This window comes from Paenibacillus sp. TAB_01 (assembly GCF_043945595.1).
Taxonomy (GTDB): Bacteria; Bacillota; Bacilli; order Paenibacillales; family NBRC-103111; genus Paenibacillus_S.
Genome location: NZ_JBIFNP010000001.1, coordinates 55037 through 67391, shown reverse-complemented (window position 1 = coordinate 67391; position 12355 = coordinate 55037). Strand labels below are relative to the sequence as shown.

10 protein-coding genes, 4 tRNA genes and 1 pseudogene are annotated in these 12355 nt (G+C 52.4%); 5 read left to right on the top strand and 10 right to left on the bottom strand.

All coding sequences use genetic code 11. The features are described from left to right. Positions 1 to 14: 14 nt before the first annotated feature. Entirely contained in the window at positions 15 to 1550 is a 1536-nt protein-coding gene (locus tag ACHHV8_RS00395; protein ID WP_395155754.1) for a DHA2 family efflux MFS transporter permease subunit, read from the top strand. Positions 1551 to 1704: 154 nt separating this feature from the next. Here the strand turns inward: ACHHV8_RS00395 and ACHHV8_RS00390 are convergent, their stop codons facing one another. The 3 genes from ACHHV8_RS00390 to ACHHV8_RS00380 all read right to left on the bottom strand — a co-directional run bounded on the left by ACHHV8_RS00390 (position 1705) and on the right by ACHHV8_RS00380 (position 3414). Then, complete coding sequence (locus ACHHV8_RS00390; protein WP_395155752.1) at positions 1705 to 3048, bottom strand: MATE family efflux transporter; 1344 nt, start codon at positions 3046 to 3048, stop codon at positions 1705 to 1707. 170 nt (positions 3049 to 3218) lie between these two features. After that, positions 3219 to 3301: transfer RNA gene (locus tag ACHHV8_RS00385), tRNA-Leu, on the bottom strand. A gap of 38 nt (positions 3302 to 3339) precedes the next feature. Beyond that, a tRNA-Glu gene (locus ACHHV8_RS00380) sits at positions 3340 to 3414 on the bottom strand. A 171-nt stretch (positions 3415 to 3585) separates the two neighbouring features. Here ACHHV8_RS00380 and ACHHV8_RS00375 point away from each other — a divergent pair. Next, a complete protein-coding gene (locus tag ACHHV8_RS00375) occupies positions 3586 to 3990 on the top strand; it encodes a CorA family divalent cation transporter (RefSeq protein ID WP_395155750.1) in 405 nt (134 codons plus the stop codon). Next, positions 3887 to 4522 carry a magnesium transporter CorA family protein gene (locus tag ACHHV8_RS00370; protein WP_395163386.1) on the top strand — a complete coding sequence of 212 codons (636 nt, stop codon included), beginning with the start codon at positions 3887 to 3889 and terminating at the stop codon, positions 4520 to 4522. Before ACHHV8_RS00375 ends, ACHHV8_RS00370 begins: the two co-directional genes overlap by 104 nt. A gap of 399 nt (positions 4523 to 4921) precedes the next feature. On the opposite strand, the gene ACHHV8_RS00365 is transcribed toward ACHHV8_RS00370, so the two are convergent. The 3 genes from ACHHV8_RS00365 to ACHHV8_RS00355 form a co-directional block, all read right to left on the bottom strand. Next, positions 4922 to 5010: transfer RNA gene (locus ACHHV8_RS00365), tRNA-Ser, on the bottom strand. Positions 5011 to 5018: 8 nt separating this feature from the next. Next, a tRNA-Asn gene (locus tag ACHHV8_RS00360) sits at positions 5019 to 5094 on the bottom strand. An 18-nt stretch (positions 5095 to 5112) separates the two neighbouring features. Then, positions 5113 to 5586, bottom strand: coding sequence for a SprT family protein (locus ACHHV8_RS00355; RefSeq protein ID WP_395155748.1), 474 nt, complete (start codon positions 5584 to 5586; stop codon positions 5113 to 5115). Positions 5587 to 5732: 146 nt separating this feature from the next. Here ACHHV8_RS00355 and ACHHV8_RS00350 point away from each other — a divergent pair, with 146 nt between their 5' ends. Both ACHHV8_RS00350 and cmpA read left to right on the top strand, forming a co-directional pair. Beyond that, a complete protein-coding gene (locus ACHHV8_RS00350) occupies positions 5733 to 6092 on the top strand; it encodes a hydrolase/acyltransferase (protein ID WP_395155746.1) in 360 nt (119 codons plus the stop codon). Between the two features lie 68 nt (positions 6093 to 6160). Next, the gene (gene cmpA, locus ACHHV8_RS00345; RefSeq protein WP_395155744.1) at positions 6161 to 6301 is read left to right on the top strand and encodes a cortex morphogenetic protein CmpA; all 141 of its coding nucleotides are present in this window, start codon (positions 6161 to 6163) and stop codon (positions 6299 to 6301) included. A gap of 231 nt (positions 6302 to 6532) precedes the next feature. On the opposite strand, the pseudogene ACHHV8_RS00340 reads toward cmpA, so the two are convergent. The 4 genes and pseudogenes from ACHHV8_RS00340 to alr form a co-directional block, all read right to left on the bottom strand. Next, a pseudogene (locus ACHHV8_RS00340) lies at positions 6533 to 8759 on the bottom strand (Tex family protein). Positions 8760 to 9136: 377 nt separating this feature from the next. After that, on the bottom strand, positions 9137 to 9487 hold the full coding sequence (locus ACHHV8_RS00335; protein WP_014649298.1) for a type II toxin-antitoxin system PemK/MazF family toxin: 351 nt from the start codon (positions 9485 to 9487) through the stop codon (positions 9137 to 9139). Positions 9488 to 9490: 3 nt separating this feature from the next. Beyond that, complete coding sequence (locus ACHHV8_RS00330; protein ID WP_094012924.1) at positions 9491 to 9772, bottom strand: CopG family ribbon-helix-helix protein; 282 nt, start codon at positions 9770 to 9772, stop codon at positions 9491 to 9493. A 234-nt stretch (positions 9773 to 10006) separates the two neighbouring features. After that, the gene (gene alr, locus ACHHV8_RS00325) at positions 10007 to 11194 is read right to left on the bottom strand and encodes an alanine racemase (RefSeq protein ID WP_395155740.1); all 1188 of its coding nucleotides are present in this window, start codon (positions 11192 to 11194) and stop codon (positions 10007 to 10009) included. Between the last annotated feature and the right edge of the window lie 1161 nt (positions 11195 to 12355).

Here is a 12355-nt window from a genome sequence, read left to right as displayed (position 1 = left end):
AAGGGGGCGCAAGCATGGAGAACATTTCCATCGGCCGAACGCTTACCGTTCTTATGGCCGGAGCTTTTATATCCATCCTGAATCAAACCCTCATCAATGTGGCGATCCCACACCTGATGTCGGATTTTAATGTATCCGCCACAACGGTTCAATGGCTCTCGACGGCCTACATGCTCGTGAACGGAGTCTTGATTCCTATCTCCGCTTATCTGATTGAATCGTACGGGACCCGTTCATTATTTCTTTTCGCCATGATCTGCTTTACAGTGGGCTCAGCGATCTGCGGCATCTCTCCAAGCTTCTCCATCATGATGGTGGGCCGGGTGGTGCAGGCCATAGGCGCAGGCTTGATCATGCCGCTGATTACGAACATTTTCCTTGCCGTCTTTCCGCCCGAAAAGCGCGGTTCGGCTATGGGTACTATGGGGATTGTCATGATTTTCGCGCCTGCTGTCGGCCCTACCCTGTCGGGATGGATTGTGCAAAATTACACTTGGCGCATTCTGTTCTACATGATGATCCCGTTAGGCATTTTGGATATTTTGCTCGCGATTAAATGGCTGAAAAATGTGACCAAGCTGTCTTATCCGAAGCTGGATACCTATGGCGCCATCTTCTCTACCGTCGGCTTCGGAGCGCTGCTCTACGGCTTCAGTGAAGCCGGCAGCAAAGGCTGGGACAGCCTTGAAGTTATCGCCATGCTGGTCATTGGCGCCCTTTTCGTTCTGCTCTTTATTCTGAGAGAGCTGTCGACCGCCGAACCGCTGCTGGAATTCAGGGTATTTAAGTACGATGTCTTCTCTCTGTCCACCATTATCGGTTCATTTACCAATATGGCGATGCTCGGAGCTATGATTCTGCTGCCGATTTATTTGCAGAACATCAAGGGCTTCACCCCGCTGCAATCCGGACTGCTCATGCTGCCGGGAGCTCTGCTGATGGGGGTCATGTCACCTATCTCAGGCGCCCTGTTCGATCGGATCGGCGCCAGACCTTTGGCTATCGTCGGACTGGCTATTACCGCCATCACCACCTGGGAGTTCAGCAAGCTGACCATTGATTCCACCTATGGACATATGATGCTGCTGTACACGTCTCGGATGTTCGGCATGTCGATGCTGATGATGACGGTACAGACTGCCGGCTTGAACCAGCTGCCTCCGCACCTGGGAAGCCATGGCACAGCAATGTCGAATACGATGCGTCAGATCGCCGGCTCAATCGGCACGGCCCTGCTGGTCACAGTCATGTCGACTCGAACAACCATTCATTTGGACAACTACTCCAGTACGCTGACCACCAGCGATACCGTACTTCTCGACAACATTAACCAGTACGGGCAGCAGTTGGCGGCCGCTTCCGGCGTTCCCGCCCAATCGGGCATGTCGCTGGCGGTTCAGTCTCTGTACGGTCAAGCAGTAACACATTCAACCATTAACGGCATTAACGATGCGTTCATTGTCGCTACGATCATCACCTTGGCCGGCCTGTTCTTCTCGCTGTTCTTGCGCCGGGCGCCGCATGCGGCGAAGCCGAGACTGCAGGAATAGCCCAAAAAAAAGAGCCTTTGCCCCACAGCATGCTCCAGCCCCCGAGGGGTTCAAGCTCTGTGAATAAGCAAAGGCTCTATTTCATTTTGCAATAAACGGGGTTCGATCGACCGCCACAGTGTGCGCTTAAGAGTCAAGCGCGTTGAAACAAACGTTAGCTAGCGCCTTCTCCGGCAGCCACCTTGCCGCCGACCTTCTTCAGCATTTTGGCTTCCTTCCAATTGCCGAACCGGTAATACAGCACATTCAACGTGACTGCAATCAGGAAGCTTGCCGGAAAGCTCCACCAAATCGCATCGAAGCCGTACGTATGCCCCAAATAAATAGCCAGCGGATTGCGGACCACCAGCAATGCGATAAAAGATACCACCAGCGGCACAATGACCGCACCGGAGGAGCGGACCACACCCGCTACTACGTTAAAAATGCCGAACAAAATGAACGACCACAGGGTGACCCGATTGATATGAATGCCGATCTCGATGGCATTGCCCCCTGCAGGCAGGAACAGCCCTACCGCTTGGCGTTCAAACAGATGAATGACGATGACCAGCACGCCCGTTAACAAAATATTGAATCCGACGCCGATCCACGTAATTCGATGCACCCGTCCCCATAGTCCCGCTCCGATATTTTGCGCGGCCATCGAGGTGACGGCGCCGCCGATCGCCATGGCAGGCATTTGCACGTAGCTGGAGATCTGAGTGGCTACACCGAACGCAGCGGACGATTCCGAGCCGTACGAATTAACCAGATGAATCAGGAACAGGTTGCTCAGCGATACGACGATCATATTCAGGCCCATAGGCAAGCCTTTTTGAATAAGGGCCCGAATGATGGACAAGTCGAGTCGCAGCATGTGAAGATCGTTACGCGTGATGCGGAGAAAATATTGCTTGCGGTACAAATAAACGAGCAGCAGCACGAAGCTGATCAGCTGGGCGATAAACGTGGCTACCGCCGATCCCGCAATCCCCATCCGCGGAAACGGCCCCATGCCTTGAATCAGCAGCGGGTTCAGCAGCACATCCATCGCAGCGGACAGCAGCAGGAAGTAAAACGGTGTCTTGGCATCTCCGGAGCCCCGAAGTACAGCCATAATCAGATTGAAGCCGAACATAAACGGAATGCCCGCAAACATGATGCGTGTATACGTAACCGCAAGCGCCATCGCATCCTGCGGCGTATTCATCCACTGGAGGATAAGAGGAGAGAAGAGAACCCCGATACAGGCTACGACCAGTGCGAGCAGCGCAAAAAACACCGTGCTTGTACCCACGACCCGCTTCGCTTCATCCACTCGCTTGGCTCCCAGGTTCTGTCCAATCAAAATGACGGCGGCCATAGCAATGCCGAAAATGGCGCTGATTAACAGGAACATAATAATATTGGCGTTCGAGGTTGCGGCAAGCGCCTGCTCACCTAAAAAATTGCCTACCCAGATGGAATTGATCGATCCGTTCAGCGACTGCAGTACATTCCCCAGCAGGATCGGCAAGGAAAAGTAAAATAAAGTCTTGGCAATGGCGACCTTCCGTTAGCAGCGGACGGCCGGGCTTTTTCTCCGATGCGTTCATGCTCACACTCCTTCATAATGGGTTCATCCAAAAATAGCTGTATAAAAACAAAAAAAACCTCAAACTAAGGTCTTTGTAGAAAGGTGTATAATGCGGTTGAGAGGACTCGAACCTCCACGAGCGTACGCCCACCACCCCCTCAAGATGGCGTGTCTGCCATTCCACCACAACCGCGCATTGAGATACTGCAATAAAACGAGGGATATGAAATTTGGTGACCCGTAGGGGATTCGAACCCCTGTTACCTCCGTGAAAGGGAGGTGTCTTAACCCCTTGACCAACGGGCCTCGTCATCGTGCATTTTCTTGCTACTTTTTAGCGACAAGAGTTATTATATCTGATACTTTGGCGATTGACAAGCTTTTTTTATTCTTTTTTCTGCATTGTATTTTCACCGATCGGATGTGATAAGCTGAGTTCATTATACATGCCAATTTGCTGCGAGGTGTGCCTTAAAAATGCTGATTCATAACCTGCAAACCGGTGAAGTCACGAAGCTGGAGACGACACGCCAGCCGTCGGAGCATGAAATAGCCTGGGTTCATCTGTTGAACCCTGACGCTGCGGAGGTGCAGCATGTTGTCGGGGATTTGTTTCACTGTCATCCCCTTGTAGTCGAGGACTGCACGAAGCTCAATCAGCGCCCCAAGCTCGACCACTACAAGGATCATATTTATATCAGCTTTTATGCGGTGGCCGGTCAAGCTATGGCTCCCCATGAAATAGGTATCATTGTCGGTTCCGAACTTTGTCATTACCGTGTGCAAAAAACCGCTGACGCTTATCGAGGATCTAAGGCAGGAGCTGTCGACCGTCGAAGGCCGCATGGCGCATCCCGGCCTCATTCTGCATCGGCTGCTTGACCGCTGCGTGAACCAATATACCGAATTTACGGATAAGCTGGAGGAGCGCGTGGATAAAATGGAGCAAAGCATCTACCGCAACCCGTACATCCATGTGTCCCGTGAAATTTTTCAGCTCAAGCGGTCCATACATTCGCTGCGCCGTATTATTGTAGAAGAAAAAACGATCATCGGCACCATCAGCCACCAAAGCTTTCCTTATACCCGCAATGAATTCGATGTCTACTTCATTGATATTTATGATCATATTTCCCGGGTTGTGGATTCGCTCGACATGTACCGTGAATCGCTCACCGGCCTGCTGGAGCTGCAGATGGGGATGAAATCGGACCGGATGAACATGATCATGAAGACGCTGACGATCATCAGCTGCATTTTCCTGCCGCTTACCTTTATTGTCGGATTGTACGGGATGAACTTCAAGTACATGCCTGAGCTGAGCTGGACGTACGGTTACCTGTATGTATGGATCGTCCTGATCGTAGTGGGCATCGGGATGTGGCTTATTTTTAAATGGAAAAAGTGGATCTAGCCGCCGGCCGCTGGGCCGGGATCGGCTGCTAAAATAACCCCACAAAGTGGGGCGAGCTTGTCGAGAAACCCTGAACTTGTGTGATACTCCGGTGGGGTATCCTCCTCCAGCCGCTGTTGAAACCCGTGAATTGGATTAGATTTAAAGGTATTTTCACGGATTTCAAAGGCGGACGTAAACTAAGCGTTTTTCGTAGAAAAACGGGCTTCGTAAGCTTTGGATACCCCACCTGCGTCTGTGCTCCTTTTTCACTTAAAGGCGGGTTTCTCGACAGCCTGACCCCACAAAGTGGGGCGTTTGCTTCGAAGCGGACTCAGGTCCTTTGCGGGGCCCCGAAAACATATAAATTCTGATATGTCAAACAAAAAAACCGCCTTACGGCGGTTCCTTGTTTATGTACGGAGAGAGAGGGATTCGAACCCTCGCACCACTTACGCAGTCTAACCCCTTAGCAGAGGGTCCCCTTATAGCCACTTGGGTATCTCTCCAAAAGATATGGCTCCCCGAACAGGACTCGAACCTGTGACAACTCGATTAACAGTCGAGTGCTCTACCAACTGAGCTATCAGGGAAAGACAAGTTTTAATTTATCATGAATTCGGCTCCAAGTCAAGAGCGAGCAGCTTCAATTTCCCCCTGCAGTTGCCGCAGGCATATTTCTTCGGATCCAGCTTTCGCTTGCGCAAATACTCCGTCTTGCAGCTGGTGCAGACCAGCTTGTAACGGTAAGGCTCCCTGCGTTTGACCGTAGGCAGCGACTTGCAGAACCGGGTGCCCCCCACCTGCTTCAGCAGCCTTTTGAAATCGTCGTCCCGGTGCTGATAGCCGCGCTTCATAATATGAAGATGGTAATGGCACAGCTCATGCTTAATGATTTTCTCTACATCGTCCGCCCCAAACTGCTCGTACTGCCGCCAGCTGATCTCGATATTATGCGTTCTTGTAAAGTATCTCCCGCCTGTTGAGGTCAGCCTGCGGTTAAACGTAGCCTGATGCAAAAAAGGCCGCCCGAACGAAGCGGTCGAGATCTGCTCCACCCATTGCTGCAGCTGCTTGTCCTCCATGGTCCCCCCGCTTTCCTTCTCTTTGAGATTCTCACTTGAATTGTAACCGCATCATAGGCTACACTGTCAAGTAGGTATAGGCTTTTCCCGGATTTTTCACGGTTTTCCGATCCGTATTTACAAGCTCGAGAGGAGTTATTAAACATATGTCCAAAATGAGATATGCCGTGCTGCAGTTGAACGATCACATCGAATTCGTTGAGCTGCCGGCGACGCATGCCTACCAGTTATCTGCGTTAAACCTGCGGCTGCACAAGGAATTGGAAAAACTAACCGCAGCTAACGTACCGTCCCTGCCCCGGATTATCGCGGAATGCGACAACCTGGATATCGTGGAGCCAGCATATAAGCTGCACCATGGGCTGGAATATATCAATCAGCTGGAGCAGGCTTTCGCTTCCATCAATGAGAAAACGTATCCGCTCGTATCCCTGCTGACCGAAATCCGCGCGCTGCAGGCTCAGCTCGAGCAATGGTACGAGGATGAGGAAGATCTGGTCAACTAGGACCTGCACCCCTCAGCCCAATCGGCCATATGCTGTATTATTAGCTGGGCGGGAAGGGGCTGATTCGTATGCCACAATGGCTTTGCAATCAATTGATGCGTGCATTCTACAACAAGAACCACCGTCAAATCCGTTTGCTTAACGATTGCTGGTTTTTCTATCGTACACGAAGAAGCGATGCGGAGGAATCCTCATCCTCACAATACTAACGGACATCTTCTGAAATCCAAGAGCATAACTGACGGCATTTTGGTGGTACAGGATGAGACAAGGCGGCTATGAAACTAAGGCCCGCTTGATCGTCATCCGCAAAACAAAAGAGCATGAACTTGAAGGGACTCTTCTCCTTCAAGTTCATGCTCTTGTTGTTTATTAGGGCTTAGCTTCCCTATTAAAAGCAAAAGCTTTTTTCAGCCGGAATCCAGCTCCTCAGCTCCGGCTTAATGAGGCTTTTTCATCGTCAAGCTGACGCGGCCTTTTTTCAAGTCCACGCTCAGCACCCAGACGGTGACCGTGTCGCCCACGGCGACAACGTCCTTCGGATGCTTCACGAAGGTATCGCTCAGCTGCGAGATGTGCACCAGACCGTCGTTCTTGATGCCGATGTCGACGAAAGCGCCGAAATCGATCACGTTGCGCACCGTGCCCTGCAGCTCCATACCGGGTGTCAAATCTTCGATTTGGAGCACATCGGTACGGAAGATCGGCGCAGGCAGCTCATCCCGCGGATCGCGGCCGGGACGCTGCAGGCTGTCGAGGATGTCGCGCAGTGTCGGTACGCCGACGCCGAGCTTCGTCGCCAGCTCCGCAGGCTCGACCTGCTGCAGCCGATCCTTCAGCTGCTGGCTGCCGAGCTGCGTCAGCTCCAGCCTCAGCTCGCGGAACAGCTGATCCACCACGTCGTAAGACTCCGGGTGGATCGGCGTGTTGTCGAGCGGGTTCTTGCCTTCGCTGATGCGAAGGAAGCCGGCGCACTGCTCGAAGGCTTTGGCCCCAAGACGCGGCACCTTCTGCAATTGGGCGCGGTTGACGAACTTGCCGTTGTCCTCACGGTATTTCACGATGTTCTTGGCCAGCGTGCTGTTGATGCCGGACACGTAAGATAACAGCGACGGAGACGCCGTATTCACATCGACGCCGACATGGTTTACCGCCGACTCGACGACGAACGTCAGGCTCTCGTCGAGCCTTTTTTGCGTGACGTCATGCTGGTATTGTCCGACGCCGATCGCCTTAGGCTCGATCTTCACGAGCTCGGCCAGCGGGTCCTGCAGACGCCGCGCGATCGAGATTGCGCTCCGCTCCGCTACATCCAGGTCGGGGAACTCGGTCTGCGCCAGCTTCGAAGCCGAATACACGCTCGCTCCCGCTTCGTTGACGATCAAATACTGCAGCTTGCGCTCCTTGATCTCGCCGATCAGCTCCGCGACGAACTGCTCGGTCTCCCGCGAAGCCGTCCCGTTCCCGATGACAATCAGCTCGACGCCGTACGCCTCGATCAGCTTGCGGAATTTCGCCTTCGCTTCCGCCACCTTATTGTTCGGCGGGGTCGGGTACGTGACGGCGATCTCCAGCATTTTGCCCGTATCGTCTACGACAGCCAGCTTACAGCCTGTCCGGTACGCCGGGTCGACTCCGAGCACGACCTTTCCTTTCACGGGTGCCTGCAGCAGCAGGTTGCGAAGATTTTCCGCGAATACCTCTATCGCTTTCTCCTCCGCCTTCTCGGTCATCTCGTTGCGCACCTCACGTTCAATGGAAGGCGCCAGCAGCCGCTTGTACGCGTCCTCGATCACCGCAGTCAGCGTATCTTTAATCGGAGATGAGCACTTTAATAAGCTGACGGCCGATATACTCGTGGATACGGTCCGTCTGAACCTCTAACGCTACCTTCAGCACATCTTCGCGTTCCCCGCGGTTGATCGCCAAAATACGGTGCGGAGGCAGCTTGCGGACCGGCTCCTGGTAGCTGTAATACATCTCGTATACGGATTCCTGCTCGGCATTCCTGGCTTCCGTCCGAAGGATGCCTTGATCATATGTATATTTACGCACCCACGCGCGCACTTTGGCGTCATCGGCGATATTTTCCGCAATGATGTCCATAGCGCCCTGTACCGCTTCTTCGGCGGTAGAGACACCCTTGTCGCTGCTGATGTACTTGCCTGCCTCGGCCAGCAGATTGCCTTGGCGAGGCTGCGACAGAATCCACTCGGCCAACGGCTCGAGGCCTTTTTCCTTCGCGACGCTGGCGCGGGTTTTGCGCTTTTGCCGGTAAGGGCGGTACAGATCCTCGAGCTCCTGCAGCTTGACCGACTGCTCGATCCCTTTGCGAAGCTCGTCCGTCAGCTTGCCCTGCTCGTCGATCAGACGAAGCACCTCCAGCTTACGGGATTCGAGGTTGCGCAAATAAGAGAGCCGCTCCTCAATGTCGCGCAGCTGATTCTCATCCAGCTCTCCCGTCATTTCCTTCCGGTAGCGCGCAATAAACGGGATCGTGTTGCCTTCATCCAGCAAACCTACCGTCGTCTTCACTTTACCCGCAGGCAGTTGAAGCTCCGCTGCAATTTGCTTTAGAATCCGCTCTTGAACGGCAGCCTTCGCCTCATCCGAAAGCTCTACATTCTTCTTCGTTTCCTCCAGCTGCAGTACTTCTTCCTTTGACATCGACATCGTCCTCTTCAGCCTCCTCCATCAAATTCCCCCGCAGGGTTCCCCAGACCTCACAGCCGCAAGCGGACATGGAGCACGTCGTACGCTCCCGTTTAAAGAAACCGCATATCAGAAGGGATGCCCTTGTCCCGCTCCAATGGAGCTGAACTGAAGGCGTATTCACTTTTTATCGGTAAGGGAGCCGCTGCGCTTTAATCGCTTTCCCTGCCGCTAAACTTGTGATGTGCACGTGTGACCCCAAGAAAAGCACCTATTTTGAGCACGAACTGCGATGTAATATGCTCCTGCTATAGCCCGAGCTTTAAATAAACCCATGACAATAAAAAAGCAAGGAACCTCTACGCGGCCCCTCGCTTCAATCCATAAATGCATTAAAACTCAATCAGTCCCACGCTAATTTGCAATGCATCATCTACCTTGCGCATCGTCTCTTCATCGAGATGAGTAATTTTGTCCGTGAGACGTTGTTTATCAATCGTGCGGATTTGCTCCAGCAAAATCACAGAATCCCTATCGAAGCCATGCGCCTCCGCATCGATTTCGACGTGAGTCGGCAGCTTGGCTTTCTGGATCTGCGCTGTAATCGCCGCCACGATGACCGTAGGACTGAAGCGATTGCCTATATCATTCTGAATGATCAGAACAGGCCGAATGCCGCCCTGCTCCGAGCCGACGACAGGTGACAGGTCTGCGAAAAACACATCGCCACGTTTGACAATCAATAGTTACACCCCGCTTACTAAACGGTCCAGAGTGTTATCCGCTTCTTCCTCCGCCTGAAAAGCCTCCGAGGCCATGTTTAAGTTGATCTTTGCCATCTCCATATATCCGCGCTGCATCGATTCTCTAAGGTGACGTTTCTTCCGTTCCACCAAATACAGCTTCATCGCTTGGCGAATGAATTCGCTGCGATTGGAGTTCTCCTTCTCAACAATGCCGTCCACTTCCTGTAACAGATAGTCCGGCAAGCTGATCATGATCCTTTTCGTGTTCTGAGCATTGGACACCAAGCATACACCCCCAAAAACATACAAACAATATTACCATTATGGCGAACATCCAGCAAAATTATACAAGATCAGTATATGCGTAAGGTATAGCAGTTATGTTATACCTCTTTCACTTCAGAGCTGGTCATCACTAAAGTCCATAGAAGTATGTACTATACCTATTCGCGCTTCCTGTGCAAAATCCTCTCCATTCTCAACAAAAAAATGGATGGAAATGTCGTCCAATTGGTTCTAATCCCGGGCGCTCCAGTCATGACGCATCAGCGGATTGATAGCCGAGACGACCACGCCGTTGCGGTAATACACCCGCGGCACGCGGTGCGAAATCATACAAATAATTTCGTAGTTGACGGTTCCGAGCCATTCCGCATGCTCCTCCGCGGTAATCCGCTCCCCGCCCTGACTGCCAAGAATCACAACTTCTTCCTCATTATGAATATCGGCAATTCCGGTCACATTCATCATACATTGGTCCATGCAAATCTTGCCAACGACCGGCACTCTCCTGCCGCGCACCAGCACCTGCGCTTTCCCAGTCAGCATCCTCGAATAGCCGTCGGCATAGCCGATCGGCAGCGTCGCAATCGTCTCTTCGCCCGACGTCTTGTAGATCGTCCCGTAGCTGATGCCGGAGCCTTCCGGCAAGGTCTTGACCATCACTATCGCGCTCTTGATGCTGAGCACCGGCTCCAGCTCAATCGTCTGGTGATTTACCTCGTCGGAAGGATACAGGCCGTACATACTGATGCCAAGCCGCACCATATTGTAAGTCATGCCCGGGCTGTCGATAGCCACCGCGCTGTTGCCCGCATGGACGTAAGGGAACCGAATCCCGTGCTGTTCGAAATGCTGGACCACTTTATCGAAGCGTTGGTACTGCTCTATCGTATACGTTTTATCCGTTTCATCCGCACAAGCGTAATGCGTAAAAATCCCTTCGACTACCAGGCCGGGGATCTTCAGCGCCCGCTCGATGAAAGCAACGGATTCCGCCTCTGTCGTCAAGCCTAACCGGTTCATGCCGGAATCAATCTTCACATGAATGTTCAGCGGCTTCTCCCGCGGCTGCAGCCTCTCAAAAGCATCCAGCACTTCATGGCTGTACACATTCAGCGTAATGTTGTGCTCCCAGGCCTGCTCCAAGCCTTCCGGAGGAGTATAGCCCAGTACCAGGATCGGGGCCGCAATGCCCGCCCTGCGCAGCTCCAAGCCTTCATCCAAAAACGCAACCGCAATATATTCCACGCCGCAGCGAAGCGCCTCACGGCTGACCTCTACCGCTCCGTGACCGTAAGCATCCGCTTTGACCACTGCCATCATTTTTACATCAGCGGGTAAAACCCGGCGAAACCTCTCCAAATTGGAGCGCAGCGCATCCAAGGAAATCTCCACCCGCGTCGGCCGGTAAAACGAATCCATAACTCCACCTTCTTTACAAAGATCGAGGGAAGCTCCCTGAAGCAGGGAACCTCCCCCTTGTCATCGACGGTTCAAAAGTAAAAGCAAGATCATAGAAAAGCCTTGATCGGAGCGCTGATTATGCGCCTTCCGTAACTTTACGCTCGCTTCAGTCTACTATATGCAGTAAATCGCGGTCTTCACCGATACAGCTTCAGCTTCCCTTGCCCTGATCCGTACCGGCGCGGGGAACGAAACCGAAATGAGTCTCGTGGAGCTGAATCGGAAAACCCCAGGCGCACGCTGGGAAATAGGGCTTCTTCCTATTTTTAATGAAGCAAGAAGAACATCCCGTTGCGAGCTTCGATACCTAGCGAGAAACCGAGCCTGAAAGGGCTCGAGAAGCTAAGCGAGATACCAAGCCTGAAGGGCTTCGAGACACTAGCGAGGCCCCCTTCGAGACACAGCCGAAGGGACGAACAGCGCTGTAGGGATTTACGGCATACAGCACGGCTGTTGCAGTTCTATAGCTGCTATTGCTGTTCTATGGCTATTGCTTTCCCCTTTGAACTCACCGCTTTTCATAAAATCTATGGTAATCCGATCTTCGCAGAGTGTCAATGAACAATATATTGAACAGCGCGATATCAGGGAACCGTCAGTTTTTGGTAAAATGTTTACATTTTTTGCGGAAGACCGGTAATTCCTTGGAGGACAAGGGATCATGACCCGATAAGAACACGGGCCGCTTTTCACCGAATGGCTTGACAGCATGAATCTGCCAACAATTGGCGGGGAGGAAAGGCTTGAAGGGAACTTAGAAAAGACTTGGACGAGAAGCGCGTGAGATTATCCGCATGAGATATGAGGCCACTGAAAAAGGTATCGCTCCGAGTACGGAACATTCTTCCGATCGCTGTTGTCCCTGGATTTCTTTGATTATATCCCGCTTGTAGCGGTTGAAATCCAAGGACAAAGGCGAACGCTTTCGCTTCTACAGAACGATTCCGCACTCTCCGCTAGTTTTTCAGTGGCCTCATGAGATATTAGGGTCTTTTTTTATGCTGTTCAGGAAGCTAAAGATTCACTCTTTCAGAGTAGTATTAAACATTACCTTCTGCGCACAGCGAAATCATTATGTCCTTCGCCGAGGCCATCATCGGCAATTAGAAGTCCTTCGGT

Excerpts from the sequence above, each read along its gene's own strand:
- ACHHV8_RS00350 (WP_395155746.1), top strand. The coding sequence starts at position 5,733 with ATGTCCAAAATGAGATATGCCGTGCTGCAGTTGAACGATCACATCGAA.
- ACHHV8_RS00395 (WP_395155754.1), top strand. The coding sequence starts at position 15 with ATGGAGAACATTTCCATCGGCCGAACGCTTACCGTTCTTATGGCCGGA.
- ACHHV8_RS00355 (WP_395155748.1), bottom strand. The coding sequence starts at position 5,586 with ATGGAGGACAAGCAGCTGCAGCAATGGGTGGAGCAGATCTCGACCGCT.
- alr (WP_395155740.1), bottom strand. The coding sequence starts at position 11,194 with ATGGATTCGTTTTACCGGCCGACGCGGGTGGAGATTTCCTTGGATGCG.
- ACHHV8_RS00375 (WP_395155750.1), top strand. The coding sequence starts at position 3,586 with ATGCTGATTCATAACCTGCAAACCGGTGAAGTCACGAAGCTGGAGACG.
- cmpA (WP_395155744.1), top strand. The coding sequence starts at position 6,161 with ATGCCACAATGGCTTTGCAATCAATTGATGCGTGCATTCTACAACAAG.